A 16,071-nucleotide genomic window follows, 5' to 3' on the forward strand; every position below is an offset into this window, starting at 1 on the left:
TCAGTTCAGTGCGCCGCCACAGGACGAACCCTGTCCGGCGGTACAGCCATAGCAGTGATCGGCCACCACCACCGGATTGCCGTCGAGGTCGCGCCCCAGCAGTTGCGACAGATGGGTGCGCGGGCGTCCCTCGATGCGCAGCGGCAGCCCCAGCATCTGGTTGAAATCGCAGTCGTATACGTGGCCCTGCCAGTCCACGCTCAGCTGGTTCCGGCACATCACGTTCTGCAGGTTGTCGTCGCGGTGGGCACCGCGCAGCAATTCCATGTAGCCGTTGAACAGACCCTTGGACACCAGCGTCGAGCCGAAGCGCTGGATCGGCATGTTGGCCAGCGTCAGCAGGCGGGTGAATACGATGCCGTAGGCGCGCCCGAGGTGCTCGCGATACGCCTCTTCCAGCTGGGCCTGCGGTGGCGGCAGTGCGGGGCCCTGTGGGTTGAACACCAGATTCAGTTCGAGACCACTGTCCGCCCGGCCGTAGCCGAGCGCATTCAGCCGCTTCAGCCCGGCAATGCTGCGTGCGAACACACCGTTGCCGCGCTGACGGTCGACGTTGTCCTCCAGGTAACAGGGCAGCGACGCGGTCACCTGCACGCGCTGTTCGGCCAGGAAGGTCGCCAATCCCTCGTGCCCCGGTTCGGACAGAATGGTGAGGTTGCAGCGGTCCATCACCGCGACGCCCAGCGCGCGCGCCTCGGTTACCAGGCTACGGAAGTGCGGATTCATTTCCGGCGCGCCGCCGGTCAGATCGAGCTGACGGATGTCGCTGGCGCGGATGAAGTCGAGCACGGCGCCGATGTTCTCGGCGCTCATCTGTTCGGTGCGCGTCGGGCCCGCATTCACGTGGCAGTGCAGGCAACTCTGGTTGCAGGTGTAGCCCAGATTGACCTGCAGCACCTCGGTTCGACGCCGGCGCAGTGGCGGGAAATCAGTGCGGGACAGCAGCGGCAGGGTGGCGTGCATGCAGGAGGGTCCTCGATGTCTGTGCGGCAGCAGACCGCCCGGGGGCGGAAAACCTTACGGCCAGGGTGCAGTATGCTTGCCCGGCACCGGGATACGTCATCGATGACGTACCCACGCCAACGACCGGAGGAAAGAAGGAATGTTCAAAGGCATATTGCTGGAGCAGGGCGAGGGCGGCAAGACGCTCGCCAGTCTCAAGGATCTTGATGAAGCAGCGCTGCCGGAAGGCGATGTGCGCGTCGCCGTCAGCTGGTCCAGCCTGAACTACAAGGATGCGCTGGCCATCACCGGACGCAGTCCCATCGTGCGCAAGTGGCCCATGGTGCCGGGCATAGATTTCGCCGGCACGGTGGAACAGAGCAGTCACCCGCTGTGGAAGGCCGGCGACCAGGTGGTGCTGACCGGCTTCGGCGTCGGCGAAGGTCACTGGGGCGGTCTGGCGCAGCGCGCGCAGGTGAAGGGCGACTGGCTCGTCGGACTGCCCGCCGGGCTGGATGCGAAGCATGCGATGGCGGTCGGCACCGCCGGTTTCACCGCCATGCTGTGCGTGATGGCGCTGGAACGTCACGGCGTGCAGCCGGGTGATGGCGAGGTGCTGGTGACCGGCGCCAGCGGTGGCGTGGGTTCGGTCGCGGTGGCACTGCTCGCCAGGCTCGGCTACCGCGTGGTGGCCAGCACCGGCCGGCTGGAAGAGACCGATTACCTGAAGTCGCTGGGCGCCGAATCGGTGATCGACCGCGCCACGCTGTCGGCACCCGGCCGCCCGCTGGCGAAGGAGCGCTGGGCGGGCGTCGTCGACAGCGTTGGTTCGCACACGCTGGTCAATGCCTGTGCGGCGACGCGCGAGAACGGTGCGGTGGCGGCCTGCGGTCTCGCGCAGGGCATGGATTTCCCGGCGACGGTGGCGCCTTTCATCCTGCGCGGCGTCACGCTGTACGGCATCAACAGCGTCACTGTCGCCCGCACGCCGCGCGAGGCGGCCTGGGCGCGCATCGTGCGCGACATGCCGATGGATCTGCTGGACCGCATGACCGAGGTGGTGCCGCTTGCCGACGTGATCGCCGTCGCGCCACGCTTCATCGACGGACAGGTGCGCGGTCGCCTCGTCGTCGATACGTCGGTTGTCTGAGGAGCACCGGCGGCGCGGTTGCCAAGCACTGTTGCGGCGCACTAATTTTGACGCTCATCAAGTACTTGGCTAAACTGCGCCGCGATTTTGCAGGAATCCACTTCAACCCATAAGAAGAGAGACTCGATGAGCGCCAGGACCCTTCTTGCTGTCGTAGCCGTCTGCGCCAGCCCGCTCGCCTTCGCTGCCGAGGGCAATGCCGACGCAGCCAAGGACAAGATTTCGATGTGCGTCGGCTGTCACGGCATTCCGGGCTACCAGACCGCATTCCCGAAGACCTACAAGGTGCCCCGCATCGGCGGTCAGTACCCGGAGTACATTGTTGCCGCGCTGCAGGCCTACAAGAACGGTGACCGCAAGCACCCGACGATGACCGGTATCGCTGCCAGCCTGACCGAGCAGGACATGGCCGACCTCGCCGCCTACTACGGCGCCCAGAAATAAGGAACGCAGGCCATGATGAAGAAATTCGCATTCGTTGCGCTCGCCGCCATGGTGGGCATGTCCGTCGCCCACGCCGGCGATGCCGCCAAGGGCAAGGAGAAGTCTGCTGCCTGCGCCGCCTGTCATGGTGCCGACGGCAACAGCCCGGCGCCGGCCTTCCCGCGCATCGGCGGTCAGCACGAGGACTACCTGCTGCAGGCGCTGCAGCAGTACAAGAAGGGCACGCGCAAGAACGCCATCATGGCGGCTCAGGTCGGTGCGCTGAGTGATCAGGACATGGCCGATCTGGCCGCTTACTTCGCGTCGCAGGCCGGTCCGCTGGTCACCCGCCGCTGAGTTTGTGTCTCTGCTCCAATAAAAAAGCCGGCATCGCCGGCTTTTTTATTGCCCCGCTTGCCGTGCGGCGCCGTTCAGAGCTTGAGGCGGCCGCCCGGGCAGTAGCCGGCCTTTTCCAGCCGGCTCAAGGTTGGTGCCAGATTGAGCGTGGTCTGCGTGCGCAAATGGCGCGCCCGCTCGCGCAGCGTGTCCAGCGACAGGTCGATCACCTCGGTACCGCCGGCGACGCAGATCGCATTGCCTTCGTCCAGCGAGGGCAGCACCAGCGCACGCCCGTCGTGGGCGTCGATCAGGCGCTGCGCACTGGCGCGGAAGCCGCGCGTGCGACCGAACATGTTCAGACTGACACGCCCGCCGGCGGCAAGGCGCGCACGGCAGTGCTGGTGAAAAGCAGCGGTATCGAGCGCATTGGCGCGCGCCCGGTGGTCATAGCCATCGACCAGGATGAAGTCCCACTCCGTCTCGCTTTCGGCGACGAATTTCGCGCCGTCGTCGATGACGATGCGCAGACGCTCGTCCTCGGCCGGCAGCCGGAAATGCATCGCCGCGATGGCCGGCATGCGCGGGTCGATCTCGACCACGGTGATGTCGGCCCGCGGGCAGTAACGATGCAGAAACTTGGTGACCGAACCCGCGCCCAGCCCGATCACCAGCACGCGTGCCGGCCACGCGTCGTGCGGCGCAAACAGCAGCGGCAGCATCATTTCGCGCGTGTATTCCAGTTCCAGCGCGAACGGGCGCGCGACGCGCATGGCGCCCTGCACCCATTCGGAACCGAAGTGCAGGTAGCGCACGCCGGCCGCCTCGGACACGTCTATCGAATTGCGCGGTGTCTTCGTGCGGCCGCTGCCGAACAGCGTGGCGAGGCTCAATTGCGCTGCTCGGGCAGCACGATGTTGACTTCGAGTACCTCGTAGTTGTCCTGCTTTTCGAGCTGGACCTTGATGTCTTCCGGGTTCACGCGCACGTACTTGGAAATCACCGCCACCAGTTCCTGCTGCAGCGCCGGCAGGAAGTCGGGCGCCGAGTTCGATCCGCGCTCGCGCGCGATGATCAGCTGCAGGCGTTCCTTCGCGATCGAAGCGGTCTTCTGCTTCTGGCCGAAGATCAGGGAAAGCAGGGACATGCTTACTTCCCTCCGAACAGGCGCTTGAGCAGGCCGGGCTTTTCGTAGTCGACGAAGCGCAGCGGGCGCTCCTCGCCGAGGAAGCGTGCAACCACGTCCTCATACGCCTGGGCGACGTCGCTGCCTTCCATGTGGATGGCCGGCGTGCCCTGGTTCGAGGCCTGCAGCACGATTTCCGATTCCGGGATCACACCCAGCACCGGGATGCGCAGGATTTCCTGAACGTCGACGTGGCTCAGCATTTCGCCTTCGACGGCGCGCTTCGGCGAGTAGCGGGTGACCACCAGATGTTCCTTCACCGGCTCGCGGCCGTCGCGCGCGCGGCGCGACTTCGACTGCAGGATGCCGAGGATGCGGTCCGAGTCGCGCACCGAACTGACTTCCGGATTGGTCACGATGACCGCCTCGTCGGCGAAGGTGAGCGCCATCACCGCACCGTGCTCGATGCCGGCCGGCGAGTCGCAGACGATGTAGTCGAAGCCCATGTCGGCGAGGTCCTTCAGCACCTTTTCGACGCCTTCTTCGGTCAGCGCGTCCTTGTCGCGCGTCTGCGAGGCGGGCAGCACGAACAGGTTGTCGCAGTGCTTGTCCTTGATCAGCGCCTGGGTGAGGTTGGCTTCGCCGTGGATCACGTTCACGAAGTCATACACCACGCGGCGTTCGCAGCCCATGATGAGGTCGAGGTTGCGCAGGCCGACGTCGAAATCGATCACCGCGGTCTTCTTGCCGCGCAGTGCGAGGCCGGACGAAAATGCGGCGCTGGTCGTGGTCTTGCCCACGCCGCCCTTGCCGGATGTGACGACTACGATACGGGTCACTGTGGTCTCCCTCTTGTGATTCAGGTGGTCGCCAAAGCGGCGACGGTCAATACCTGTTTGTCCGAATGGTCTTCCAGGCGCACGTGCGCCGGTCGGCGCAGCAGTTCGCCGCTGGCCGTGTGTTCGAAGGTCTTGTACACGCCGGCGATCGACACCAGTTCCGCCTCGAAGCAGGTGGTGAAGATGCGCGCCTGCGTGTCGCCCGAGGCGCCGGCCAGCGCGCGGCCGCGCAGCGGCGCGTAGATGTGGATGTTGCCGTCGGCGATCACTTCGGCACCGGCACTGACCATGGCCAGCACCACCAGATCGCAGCCGCGCGCATAGATGCGCTGACCGGAGCGCAAAGGCTTGTCGATGATTTCGGTGCGTCGCTGCGTCTGCGTGACCACGGCTTCCGGCGCGCTTGCCGGTACGGGCTCAGGCTCGGGTACGGGCGCCGGGGTTTCAGGCACGGCTTCCGGCGCAGGCGCGGCGCGCGGTGCGCTCTCGGCCGCCAGCACGGCCATGCCAAGCGCGCGCGCATCGTCCGCGGCCGCGTCGCACGCGGCCTGCACGGCGATGGCGGTCAGCGCATGGCGGCCCAGGGCGTCGCGGATGGCCGGCAGGTCGGGGCGGGCGTCTGCCGGCAGTTCGCTGCAGTCGATCACCACCGGTTCGCCGGAAAAGAAGCCGGGCATGCTGCCGAGCCGCGCGTCGAGCGCTGCGGCGATAGCCGTGCTGTCGTCGCTGCGCAGCACGGCACGCATCGCTTCGAGCGTGGCGCTTTTGAGTTCTATGGCCGAAGTATCGGGCTTGCGCGCCATGGGGAGTCCGCGGGAAATGTCGAAAGTCTACTCAGTGCCCGACCTGCGGGCAACACGGCGCTTCAATGCACCGCCGGCGGCGGATCGCCGAACAGGCGGGCGATGTCGGCTGCGCTGAAGCGGTAGTCGTGATTGCACATGTCGTCATGGATGTGCAGCTCGCCCTTCTCGGCGAGGATGGATTCGACCTCGGCGCGGCCCAGCGACAGCACCAGCCGACGTACCTTTTCTTCGTCACGCGGGCAGTGATGGCGTGGCGTCTGTGCCTCGAACACGCGGATGCCGCCGGCCTGTATCTCCTCGTGGAACAGTCGGCCGAGCAGCGTTTCGGTGTCCAGCGTCTTCAGTTCGTCCGGCGTCACCGTGGCGGCCAGATGGCACACACGGGCCCAGCCGTCGGCGTCGCGCTGATCGGCGCCCGGCAGCTTCTGCAGGAACAGCCCGCTCGCCGTGTCCCCGTCGGCAGCCAGCCACAGCGCCGTGGGCTGCTGCTCGGACTGTTCGAGGAAGTGCTCGAATACCTCGGCCACCGTCGCGCCTTCGAGTGGTACCACGCTCTGGTAGGGCGTGGGCGAGCTTTCCGGCTGCATGGTCATGACCAGATGGCCATCGCCCAACAGTTCGGGCAGCGGTGCTTCGACCAGCTCGGCCGGCGCACTCGCCATGCCACGGATGCGCAATTGCTGGTCGCAATCGACCACCAGCATGCCCACCGCGCCATTGCCGCGCACCTGGACTGTCAGCCGACCTGGCTGCTTGAGCTGGCCGCCCACCATCAGCGACACCACGGTCACTTCGCCGAGCAGTCGCGTCACCACCGGGCCGTAGCCGCGGCCACGCAGCATCGACTGCCAGCCTTCAGACAGGCGCACGCGGGCGCCGCGGATGTCCAGTCCTTCGAACATGAAGCGCTGGATCAGGTCAGGTGCGCTCATCCGAGCACCTCGGACCAGCGTTGGGGGTCGAAACCGATCAGCAGTTCGTCACCGTGATCGACGATGGGCCGGCGGATGGCGGACGGGTTGGCACTGAGCAGCGCGAACGCGCGATCGGCGTCGAGGTCGGCGGTTTGGTCAGGCGGCAGCTTGCGGAAGGTGGTGCCGCGCGTATTGACGACGGCCTGCCAGCCGGCGCGACGTATCCAGTCGGCCAGGGCGTCTGCCGGTACGCCGTCCTTCTTGTAGTCATGCAGCTGGAAGTCGATGTGCCGGTCGGCAAGCCAGGCGAAGGCACGCGACATCGTGTCGCAGCGCTTGATACCGAAGACGCGAAGCATGGGGTGTTCAGGGGTGGAATCCGGAGAGCGCGCATTGTACGTTGCACCGCCGGCGCCTGCTGCGGGTGACGAATGGCCTCCTGGGGCTGGCGTCATCGTGCTGCAATGGTTAAGATTTGGAAAATTTATCCGAAACAACAAACTGGCACGCGAAATTGATCGGCTTTTTAAGGTCGTTCGCGGCATCAACAGTGGGAGACGTGCATGATGTTTCGACGCCCGGGCCTCTATGCCCTGACGCTGGTTTTCGGATTTTCGATGTTTGCCGCCGATTTCGCGCTTGCCGCGCGTTCGGTCGCCAGCGGCAAGCAGGTCAAGTCGGCGGTCCGCCCTGCGGCCAAGATCGCCTCCAAGAAACGTGTTTCGCCCACGGTGCAGGCCGCGGCCAAGCGCTCGGCGCCGCTTGCTGTCGCGGTACCGGCCTTCCGTCCGCCGAAGCCGCCGGCGCAGCGTCACTACGCGGTCGATGGCAGTACCTTCTACGCGGACGGCGTGCGGGTGCGCGCCGCCGGTCTGGAGGGGATTGAAATGGCGGGCGCCTCAGGCATGGCAAAGCAGCGCTTGCAGCAACTCCTCGATTCAGGTCGCGTCAGCATCGAACCGCTGGGCATGGATGGCGGCGACGTCACGCTGGCCCGGGTGAGGGTCGATGGACGCGACGTGAGCGAACTGGTCAGCGCGCGCTGAGTCCAGCGCCGAAGGAAAAAGGGCCCGGTAGTCACCGGGCCCTTTTTCATTGTCCTGTCGTCTGAGGATCAGCCTGCGGTCAGCGCAGGGTTCCGGCTGCCGTGTGTTTCCTTCGCGGCCGGTGCGTCGTCCGCCACTGCCTCGTCAGCGACCGTTTCGGCCTCGACCGGCTTCAGTTTGCGGGTGTTTTTCGGGCTGACCGTCGGCAGCACGACATCGATCTTGTTCTGCGTCATGTAGTCGTTCATTTCGCGCCAACCGGCGAAGATGGCGGCCTTCGACGCCTTCGGATTCAAGGTGTAGCAGTCCTCGAGCGCGCGGCCCGCGTGGCGGCAGGCGCCGCCGACGGCCTTGGCCTCCAGTTCCTTCTGCGCTGCGGCGCGGTTGGGATCGGGAATGGGCAACTTGTCGCACGCGGCCACGAGGACTGCGCACGCGATCAGCACGATGGAGGGGACAGCTTTCACCTGGGGGCGCTTCCGGAGATTGGGCACACACCCTGTCTACGGCAGCGCACCCCCGCCGCTTGAGTGCCGTGACGCGCTCACAGAGCGCCGCGCGAATACTCGGCCAGCAGCGTGTCCTGCGCACAATGCCGCGCGGCGCGCGATACCCGGCGCCGGTAGCGGCCATCCGGTTCCATTTCCCAGGACTGGCTGTTGTCCAGCAGATAGGGGCGCAGGCCCTCTTTCATGACGCGTCGCTTCAGCTTCGGATCGAGTACCGGGAAGGCCACCTCGATGCGGCGGAAGAAGTTGCGCTCCATCCAATCGGCGCTGGCGAGGTAGAGCTTTTCCTCGCCGTCGGCGTGGAAGTGATAGATGCGCGAATGTTCGAGGAAGCGGCCGACCACCGAGCGCACGGTGATCTTGTCCGACAGGCCGGGCACGCCCGGGCGCAGCGCGCACACCCCGCGCACGATGAGGTCGATGTCCACGCCGGCCTGACTGGCCGCGTAAAGCGCTTCGATCGTCTCGTCCTCGACCAGCGAGTTCATCTTGGCGATGATGCGGCCCTTGCGGCCGGCACGTGCGTTCTCCGCTTCCTGCCCGATGGCGACGATCACGTTGCTGTGCAGCGTGAAGGGTGCCTGCCACAGATGGGTGAGCGTACCGGCGTGTCCGAGGCCGGTCAGCTGCTTGAATACCTCGTTCACGTCCTCGCCGATCTGCTCGTTCGCGGTCATCAGGCCGAAGTCGGTGTAGAAGCGGGCAGTGCGCGGGTGGTAGTTGCCGGTACCGAGGTGCACGAAGCGGCGGAAGCGGTGCACGCCATCCACCTGCTCGCGCCGCACCACCATCAGCAGCTTGGCGTGCGTCTTGTAGCCGAACACGCCATAGACGACATGTGCGCCGGCCTCTTCGAGGCGCGACGCCCAGTTGATGTTCGCTTCTTCGTCGAAGCGCGCCATCAGTTCGACCACGACGGTGACTTCCTTGCCCTTGAGCGCGGCGCGCACCAGCGCTTCCATCAGCACGGAATCGGTGCCGGTGCGGTACACCGTCATCTTGATCGCCACGACTTCAGGGTCGTCGACCGCCTGCTGCACCAGGTCAATCACCGGCTTGAAGGACTGGAAGGGGTGGTGCAGCAGCAGGTCCTGCTTGCGGATCATGGCGAAGATGTCGTAGCGCTTTTCCATCGTGCGCGGCACCTGCGGCACGAAGGGCGGGTATTTCAGATCCGGGCGCTCGACCCAGTCCGGCACCTGCATCAGACGCACGAGGTTCACGATGCCCGGCGCGCGGTAGAGGTCGTCGCGGGTCAGGTTGAACTGCTGCAGCAGGAAATCCGCCATGTGTTCGGAACAGTTGTCCGCGACCTCCAGCCGCACGGCGTCGCCGTAATGGCGCTGCGGCAGTTCGCCCTGCAGCGCCTGGCGCAGGTTCTTCACCTCTTCCTCGTCGAGGAAGAGGTCGGAGTTGCGGGTGACGCGGAACTGGTAGCAGCCGAGCACGTTCATGCCTTCGAACAGGTCGCCGACATTCATGTGCATGGCTGACGACAGGAACACGAAGCCGTGGTCCACGCCGGTCAATTCCTTCGGCAACTTGATCACGCGCGGCAGCGCGCGCGGTGCCTGCACGATGGCGTAGCGCGAACTGCGGCCGAAGGCGTCGCGGCCTTCCAGCTCGACGGCGAAGTTCAGGCTCTTGTTCAGCACGCGCGGGAAGGGGTGCGAGGGGTCGAGCCCGATCGGCGTCAGCACCGGCATCAGCTCGCGCATGAAGTAGTCGCGCACCCAGTCGCGTTGCGCTTCGGTCCAGTCGCCGCGACGCAGGAACACAATGCCTTCCTTTTCCAGCAGCGGCAGGATGACGTCGTTCAGCAGCGAATACTGTTCGGCGATCAGCTGGTGCGCTTCGGCGGCGATCAGCCGCAGTGCTTCCTGCGCGGAGCGGCCGTCCGAGGTGACGCCGCGGGCGCCCATGCGGATGTGTTCGCGCAGGCCGCCGATGCGGACCTCGAAGAACTCGTCGAGGTTGCTCGACACGATGCACAGGAATTTCAACCGTTCGAGCAGCGGTACGCGCTCGTCCGCCGCCTGCGCCAGCACGCGCCGGTTGAAGGCGATCAGCGACAGTTCGCGGTTGATGAAGTGATCGGGTGCGTAGCGCGGCACCGGCAGGATGGACGGCATGATCGGTTTCTGTCTCTGAAGTTGTTGTTATGCGACCCGGTATTTTGTGACACAAGTGCTATGGAATTATTACAGCGTCCGGGCGCCTCGTGCTTGACGGCGCGTGGCTTGCGCGCTGCTACACTCCGCGCTGACCTCTTTTATTGCATCGCCGCATGAGCTACGAACTTCTCGCCGCAGTCGACCTCGGATCCAACAGTTTCCGGCTCCAGGTAGCGCGGGTGATCGATGACCAGATCTACCCGCTCGACGGCGTGAAGGAAACTGTCCGCCTGGCGGCCGGTCTGGGGCACGGCAAGTTGCTCGACGGGGCGTCGCAGCTCAGGGGTCTGGAGGCGCTGTCCCGTTTCAACGAGCGTCTGCGCGGCTTCGCGCCAGACCAGGTGCGCGCGGTGGCCACCAACACGCTGCGGGTGGCGAAGAACGCGCCACAGTTCCTGCCGCAGGCCGAGGCGGCGCTGGGCTTCCCGATCGAGGTGATCGCCGGGCGCGAGGAGGCGCGACTGATCTACGTCGGCGTTGCCCACACGCTGCCCAATCCATCCAGCCAGCAACTGGTGGTCGATATCGGCGGCGGCTCTACCGAGTTCATCATCGGTCGCAGCTTCGAGCCGATGGCGCTCGAATCGCTCTACATGGGCTGCGTCGCCTTCAGCCTGCGCTATTTTCCCGATGGCCGCATGGACAAGAAGTCGCTGCGCGAGGCCGAACTGGCGGCGCGGCGCGAACTTGAAACCATCGAGCAGGACTACCGTTCGCTCGGCTGGGACGAGGCGGTGGGTTCCAGCGGCACTGCGCGCGCGCTGCTCGACATCATGGAACTGAACGGCTGGTGCCAGGGCGCGCTGACGCGCGAAGGCATGGACAAGCTGCGTTCGCTGCTGTTGCGCGTCGGTGACGTGAATCGTCTCGGGGTGGCCGGGCTCCGTCCGGACCGCCTGCCGGTGCTGGCGGGCGGTTTTGCCATCATGTCGGCGGTGTTCGACGCCTTCCGTCTCGAACGCATGAGTTTTTCCGAGGGTGCGCTGCGGCTGGGCGTGCTGTACGACCTGCTCGGGCGCTATCACCATCGCGACCTGCGCGATGCGACCGTGCTGCAGTTCGTGCGCCGCTACCAGGTGGACCAGCGCCAGGCCGATCGTGTCCACGCCACGGCGCTCAAGCTCTACCGGCAGCTTGAACCGGATGCCGGCGACGACCATCCGGACCTGCACCTGCTGAGCTGGGCGGCACGCCTGCACGAGCTGGGCATTTCGGTGGCGCACGCCGGCTACCACAAGCACAGCGCCTATATCGTCGGCAATGCCGACATGCCGGGCTTCTCGCGCATGGACCAGGCGCGACTCGCGCGGCTGGTGCTGGCGCACCGCGGCAAGCTGGAGAAGGTGAATTCAGCCGCCGCCGACCTGCGCGACTGGCCGCTCATCCTCTGTCTGCGGCTGGCCGTGCTGCTGCATCGCAGCCGCGACGACTACGACGAACTGCCGCTGCGCCTCGACCGCAGTGGCGCGGGCTACGTCATGTCGGCTCGCGCCGAGTGGCTGTCGGCGTCACCGCTGACTGCCGCCAGCCTGCACGACGAACAGCGCCTGTGGGCGGCCATAGGCATCGAGCTGCGGCTGCGCCCGCAGCGCGGCAAGGGCCTGTCGGCCGCCTGAACGCGAGCATGGGCGTCCCGACGATCGCGTTCGAGATGTCCGGGCCGTTGCGCATTGCCGTGCTTGCCGGCGACTGGACGCTGACAGGACTGGAAGGGCGCCTCGATGCGTTGCGTGCGCAACTTGCCGCGGCCGAAACAGGCCAGATCGAGAGCTGGAACCTCGCCGCCGTGAGCCGTCTCGATTCGCTCGGCGCCAGCGTGCTGTGGCGTGGCTGGGGCGACCGGCTGCCGGACCGGCTGGAGGCAGATCCGCGTACGCGCAGGATGCTGGAGTCGGCGGCGACGCTCGGGGTACGCCGCCGCGCCGGCGCACCGCAATCGCGTTTCGGCGATTCGGTTGTCGCGCTCGGTCGCGTCGGCATCGCGCTGTGGCGCCAGCTGATCGGCATGATCGCGCTGACCGGCCAGATGCTGTTCGATCTCGCCGCCGCATTGCGTCGCCCGCACGACGCGCCGCTGCGCGAGCTGTCGGCCAATCTGTACAAGACCGGCGTGACGGCGCTGCCGATCACCGCGCTGGTGGGCTTCCTGATCGGCGTCGTGCTGTCCTATCTGTCGGCGCTGCAACTGAAGACCTTCGGCGCAGACGTGTTCATCATCAACATCCTCGGCATCGGCATCGTGCGCGAACTGGGGCCGGTGCTGGTGGCCGTTCTGGTGGCCGGACGCTCCGGCTCGGCGATGACCGCGCAGCTCGGCGTGATGCGGGTCACCGAAGAGATCGATGCGCTGACCACGATGGGGGTGCCGGCCACGCTGCGGCTGGTGTTGCCCAAGGTGCTGGCGCTGCTGGCGGCGATGCCGCTGCTGGTGCTGTGGACCTCGTCGGCGGCGCTGTTCGGCGGCATGGTGGCGGCATCGATACAGCTCGACATCAGCTACGGTTTCTTTCTCGAAACGCTGCCGCGCGTAGTGCCGATCGCCAATCTCTACATCGGCCTGGGCAAGGGCCTCGCTTTCGGGCTGGTGATCGCGCTGGTCGCCTGCCACTTCGGACTGACGGTCAAGCCGAACACCGAAAGCCTGTCGGCCAACACGACGCGTTCGGTGGTGAGTGCGATCACCTGCGTCATCCTGGTCGACGCGGTGTTCGCCATTGCCACGCGCCACATCGGCATGCCGACATGAACGACGCGGTCATCGACATCCGCGGGCTGGTCACGCGCTTCGGCAGCAATGTCGTGCATGACGGACTGGATCTCGCCCTGCCGGCAGGCGAGGTGCTGGCGCTGGTCGGTGGTTCGGGCAGCGGCAAGACCACGCTGCTGCGCCAGGTGATCGGCCTGCTGCGGCCGCAGCAGGGGCAGATAACGGTGTTCGGTCAGCCGCTCTTTTCCGGCGATGCGCTGGCGGACCGCCAGTTGCGGCGTCGCTTCGGCGTGCTGTTCCAGCAGGGCGCGCTGTTTTCCGCACTCAATGTGCTGGAGAACATCGCCTTTCCGCTGCGCGAACTGCGCTGGCTCGATCGCGATGCCATCCACGATCTGGTCATGATCAAGCTCGCCATGGTCGAACTGGAGCCGCAGCACGCCTGGCTGATGCCGGCCGAACTGTCCGGGGGCATGATCAAGAGGGTTGCGCTGGCTCGCGCGCTGGCACTCGAACCGGAGCTGCTGCTGCTCGACGAGCCGACAGCCGGCCTCGATCCGGACCGTTCGGAGGCCTTTGTCGCGCTGATCCGTCGCTTGCGCGATCAGCTTGGTCTGACCGTGGTGCTGGTGACCCACGATCTCGACACACTGGCTGCGCTGGCGACTCAGGTCGCCGTGCTCGGCGAGCGACGTATACTCGCTTACGGTCCACTTGATCACGTCATGAAACACGATCATCCGTTCATCCGCAGTTTCTTCTGTGCCGAACGCATGTCGCGCGTGCTCGCGCGCAGCGGGAGCTGATCATGGAAAGCCGCGCCCACGCACTGGCTGCAGGTCTGTTCCTGCTGCTGATGAGTGTCGCCGTCGGACTGGCCATCTGGTATCTGTCCAGCGGGGACGACGCCGGACAGGAGTACCTGCTGGTGACCACGGCCGATGTCGGTGGCTTGAGTCCGCAGGCACAGGTGCGCTACCGCGGCATCCGTGTCGGCAAGGTGAGGGACATTTCCATCAACCCTGACAACCCGCGGGAAATTTACGTCCGCATCTCGATTCCGGCGCGTTATCCGGTGACCGCAGGCACGCGTGCCGAGTTGGGCTATCTCGGCGTGACCGGTCTGGCGCTGATCGACATGACGGACGATGGCTCCGACCCGACGCCGCTGTCGCCGGCCGACGCGCGCATCCCGCTGCGTGGCTCGCAGTTCGGCGGGCTGGGGAACAAGGCCAGCGATACGATGGACGTGATGCGCCAGGTGCTGTTGCGGCTGCATGTGCTGCTCGACGACCGCAATCTCGAACGCATAGGCGCGACGCTGGGCAGCCTGCAGTCGGCGACTGCGCACCTGGACCGGACGCTGGTCCATCTGCCAGGCGTCGCCGGCGATCTGCGCGAAACGCTGCAACGCGCTCAGGCAGTGCTCTCGGCTGAGAATATCGAACGCAGCGGGCGCATCCTCGGTCAGCTGGAGGCGGTCAGCGCCCAGGGCGCGCCGCTGGCGCAGGAACTGCGGACCGTGCTGGCATCGATGCAGCAGTTGTCATCGCGGCTCGATGCGCTGGCGGCGGGCATGGGGCAGCAGATCAACGGCGACACCTTGCCGCGGCTGCAGACGCTGCTCGACGAAGCGAACCGCGACGCCCGCCAGTTGCGACGTGTGCTGGGCGAGCTCGAGTCTTCGCCACAGATGCTGCTGCTCGGGCGCGAGACGCAACAGCCCGGGCCCGGCGAGCCCGGTTTCGATCCCGCCGCCGGCAGAGCGCGCGACTGAGGAGCATCGGAGATGAAAGCACTTTGGGCATGCGCGCTGCTGTCGATCACGCTGGCCGCTTGCGGGCCGCTGCTGCCGCGCTCGCCGACGCCCGAACTCCACGATCTGGGCAGCCAGCGTACTGCGCGCCCGCTGGCGCGTGTGCCGGTGCTGACCGATGTGCATGCCCCCAATTGGCTGGACGGCACCGCCATCCACTATCGCCTCGCCTACGAGAGCGAAACACGTCGACGCAGTTACGCATTGAGCCGCTGGGCGGCTCCACCGGCCGAACTGCTGTCGGTCGCGCTGCGACGCATGCTGGATAGCCCGGGTGCGCCGTCGACCTGCCGTCTGGTGGTCGAGCTGGACGAGTTCATACAGGTGTTCGAGCAGCCGCAGGCGTCGGCAGCGCTGATATCCGGGGTCGTCACATTGGTCGGCGCCAACGGCAGGACCATCGTCGACCGCATGCGCTTCTCGCTGACCGAGAAGGCGACCGGCGCCGACGCGCCGTCCGGTGTTGCGGCGCTGTCGCGCGGCGTCGATGCGCTGGGGGTGCGGATCGCCGACTGGCTTGATCGGGCGGAGGCTGAAGGGCTGAGCAGGAGGTGTGAATCATGAATCCGGGAAATGCAGCGCCACGCGACAACGGTCTGCTGCAGGCGGCATTGGATCAGGTCGCCGAGACGTGCTGGGCGCGCCTGCCGTGCGAGCGCGTCACCATCATGCTGGCCGACGGCGAGGGGCACGACGCCGTGCTGGGCATTGCGGCCTGGCGTGGCGAACTGGCGCAGGAAGTGGTCAATGCGCGGGTGAGCAGCGGCAGTTCGGTGGCGGGTGAGGTGTTCGCCAGCGGCCGGGCGCGGCGTGTCATCGACGCCGACGCGCTGCAGGCGGGCGGCCGGGCGCGCGGCGAGGGCGGCAGCTTCATCTGCACGCCGCTGCCGCTCGACGGACGCATACTGGGCGTGATCAACGTGCGACGCGGTCGCGGTCAGCCGGCGTTTACGGAGGAGGAGGAGGGCATGCTGGACTGCCTCGCGCTGTTCGGCGGCAAGTCGGTGCAGACCGCGCAACTTGCCTTCCTGGTCAAATCGGAGTTCGCGCAGCGGGCGCTGCAGGGCGAGGAGGTGACGGCGCTGGCGGAAGCCTTCTCGCAAGGGGCGGCCCAGCCGGCGCAGGTGGCGCGCATGCTGGCGAAATCCTTCTATCGGGAAATGAAGGCGGCCGGTTTCGGCAACAACCAGATTGTCGGCGCTGCGGGCGAGATCATCGACCAGCTGTCTGCCAGTCTGCGCAAGCACGGCCAGCGCATGGAGCGCGGCCGGCAGTGAATCATC

General features: G+C 66.5%; 19 protein-coding genes. 10 read left to right on the top strand and 9 right to left on the bottom strand.

Annotated elements, in window-relative coordinates:
• Positions 1 to 963, bottom strand: coding sequence for an arsenosugar biosynthesis radical SAM (seleno)protein ArsS (gene arsS / locus WDZ97_RS04065; RefSeq protein WP_425761866.1), 963 nt, complete (start codon positions 961 to 963; stop codon positions 1 to 3).
• Between the two features lie 139 nt (positions 964 to 1,102).
• Between arsS and WDZ97_RS04070 the strand changes: the two genes are divergently transcribed.
• From WDZ97_RS04070 to WDZ97_RS04080, 3 genes are all read left to right on the top strand, one after another.
• Positions 1,103 to 2,092 carry an MDR family oxidoreductase gene (locus WDZ97_RS04070; RefSeq protein WP_425761867.1) on the top strand — a complete coding sequence of 330 codons (990 nt, stop codon included), beginning with the start codon at positions 1,103 to 1,105 and terminating at the stop codon, positions 2,090 to 2,092.
• 126 nt (positions 2,093 to 2,218) lie between these two features.
• Positions 2,219 to 2,536, top strand: a complete 318-nt coding sequence (locus WDZ97_RS04075; RefSeq protein WP_019918046.1) for a c-type cytochrome — start codon at positions 2,219 to 2,221, stop codon at positions 2,534 to 2,536.
• A 12-nt stretch (positions 2,537 to 2,548) separates the two neighbouring features.
• A complete protein-coding gene (locus tag WDZ97_RS04080) occupies positions 2,549 to 2,872 on the top strand; it encodes a c-type cytochrome (RefSeq protein WP_019918047.1) in 324 nt (107 codons plus the stop codon).
• 74 nt (positions 2,873 to 2,946) lie between these two features.
• On the opposite strand, the gene WDZ97_RS04085 is transcribed toward WDZ97_RS04080, so the two are convergent.
• The 6 genes from WDZ97_RS04085 to WDZ97_RS04110 all read right to left on the bottom strand — a co-directional run bounded on the left by WDZ97_RS04085 (position 2,947) and on the right by WDZ97_RS04110 (position 6,895).
• The gene (locus WDZ97_RS04085) at positions 2,947 to 3,744 is read right to left on the bottom strand and encodes a fused MFS/spermidine synthase (RefSeq protein ID WP_425761868.1); all 798 of its coding nucleotides are present in this window, start codon (positions 3,742 to 3,744) and stop codon (positions 2,947 to 2,949) included.
• On the bottom strand, positions 3,741 to 3,998 hold the full coding sequence (minE, locus tag WDZ97_RS04090; RefSeq protein WP_019918050.1) for a cell division topological specificity factor MinE: 258 nt from the start codon (positions 3,996 to 3,998) through the stop codon (positions 3,741 to 3,743). Before minE ends, WDZ97_RS04085 begins: the two co-directional genes overlap by 4 nt.
• A gap of 2 nt (positions 3,999 to 4,000) precedes the next feature.
• Complete coding sequence (gene minD / locus WDZ97_RS04095; RefSeq protein ID WP_024300408.1) at positions 4,001 to 4,816, bottom strand: septum site-determining protein MinD; 816 nt, start codon at positions 4,814 to 4,816, stop codon at positions 4,001 to 4,003.
• 20 nt (positions 4,817 to 4,836) lie between these two features.
• Positions 4,837 to 5,619 (bottom strand): septum site-determining protein MinC, encoded by a 783-nt coding sequence (gene minC, locus WDZ97_RS04100; protein WP_425761869.1) that lies wholly within the window; start codon positions 5,617 to 5,619, stop codon positions 4,837 to 4,839.
• Between the two features lie 62 nt (positions 5,620 to 5,681).
• Positions 5,682 to 6,554, bottom strand: coding sequence for an Hsp33 family molecular chaperone HslO (locus WDZ97_RS04105; RefSeq protein ID WP_425761870.1), 873 nt, complete (start codon positions 6,552 to 6,554; stop codon positions 5,682 to 5,684).
• Positions 6,551 to 6,895: a Spx/MgsR family RNA polymerase-binding regulatory protein gene (locus WDZ97_RS04110; RefSeq protein WP_425761871.1), complete on the bottom strand. Its 345-nt coding sequence runs from the start codon at positions 6,893 to 6,895 to the stop codon at positions 6,551 to 6,553. The genes WDZ97_RS04105 and WDZ97_RS04110 overlap by 4 nt, the downstream gene beginning before the upstream one ends.
• A gap of 204 nt (positions 6,896 to 7,099) precedes the next feature.
• Between WDZ97_RS04110 and WDZ97_RS04115 the strand changes: the two genes are divergently transcribed.
• Positions 7,100 to 7,582 carry a hypothetical protein gene (locus WDZ97_RS04115; RefSeq protein ID WP_304003342.1) on the top strand — a complete coding sequence of 161 codons (483 nt, stop codon included), beginning with the start codon at positions 7,100 to 7,102 and terminating at the stop codon, positions 7,580 to 7,582.
• 68 nt (positions 7,583 to 7,650) lie between these two features.
• On the opposite strand, the gene WDZ97_RS04120 is transcribed toward WDZ97_RS04115, so the two are convergent.
• Together WDZ97_RS04120 and ppk1 are read right to left on the bottom strand one after the other, a co-directional pair.
• Positions 7,651 to 8,049, bottom strand: coding sequence for a hypothetical protein (locus WDZ97_RS04120; protein WP_425761872.1), 399 nt, complete (start codon positions 8,047 to 8,049; stop codon positions 7,651 to 7,653).
• Positions 8,050 to 8,126: 77 nt separating this feature from the next.
• Positions 8,127 to 10,223, bottom strand: a complete 2,097-nt coding sequence (gene ppk1 / locus WDZ97_RS04125) for a polyphosphate kinase 1 (protein ID WP_425761873.1) — start codon at positions 10,221 to 10,223, stop codon at positions 8,127 to 8,129.
• A gap of 155 nt (positions 10,224 to 10,378) precedes the next feature.
• On the opposite strand from ppk1, the gene ppx reads away from it, so the two are divergent.
• Genes ppx through WDZ97_RS04155 form a run of 6 tightly spaced genes read left to right on the top strand, consistent with a single transcriptional unit; the run spans position 10,379 to position 16,065 of the window.
• Positions 10,379 to 11,881, top strand: a complete 1,503-nt coding sequence (gene ppx, locus WDZ97_RS04130) for an exopolyphosphatase (protein WP_425761874.1) — start codon at positions 10,379 to 10,381, stop codon at positions 11,879 to 11,881.
• Positions 11,882 to 11,889: 8 nt separating this feature from the next.
• On the top strand, positions 11,890 to 13,011 hold the full coding sequence (locus WDZ97_RS04135) for an MlaE family ABC transporter permease (RefSeq protein ID WP_425761875.1): 1,122 nt from the start codon (positions 11,890 to 11,892) through the stop codon (positions 13,009 to 13,011).
• On the top strand, positions 13,008 to 13,778 hold the full coding sequence (locus WDZ97_RS04140; RefSeq protein WP_425761876.1) for an ABC transporter ATP-binding protein: 771 nt from the start codon (positions 13,008 to 13,010) through the stop codon (positions 13,776 to 13,778). The genes WDZ97_RS04135 and WDZ97_RS04140 overlap by 4 nt, the downstream gene beginning before the upstream one ends.
• A gap of 2 nt (positions 13,779 to 13,780) precedes the next feature.
• Complete coding sequence (locus tag WDZ97_RS04145; RefSeq protein WP_425761877.1) at positions 13,781 to 14,749, top strand: MlaD family protein; 969 nt, start codon at positions 13,781 to 13,783, stop codon at positions 14,747 to 14,749.
• A gap of 12 nt (positions 14,750 to 14,761) precedes the next feature.
• Complete coding sequence (locus WDZ97_RS04150; RefSeq protein WP_304003350.1) at positions 14,762 to 15,352, top strand: ABC-type transport auxiliary lipoprotein family protein; 591 nt, start codon at positions 14,762 to 14,764, stop codon at positions 15,350 to 15,352.
• Entirely contained in the window at positions 15,349 to 16,065 is a 717-nt protein-coding gene (locus WDZ97_RS04155; RefSeq protein ID WP_425761878.1) for a GAF domain-containing protein, read from the top strand. The genes WDZ97_RS04150 and WDZ97_RS04155 overlap by 4 nt, the downstream gene beginning before the upstream one ends.
• Positions 16,066 to 16,071 lie beyond the last annotated feature (6 nt).

Origin of the sequence: Methyloversatilis sp. MC4-4, from assembly GCF_049843555.1 — a bacterium.
Classification (GTDB): Bacteria; Pseudomonadota; Gammaproteobacteria; order Burkholderiales; family Rhodocyclaceae; genus Methyloversatilis; species Methyloversatilis discipulorum_B.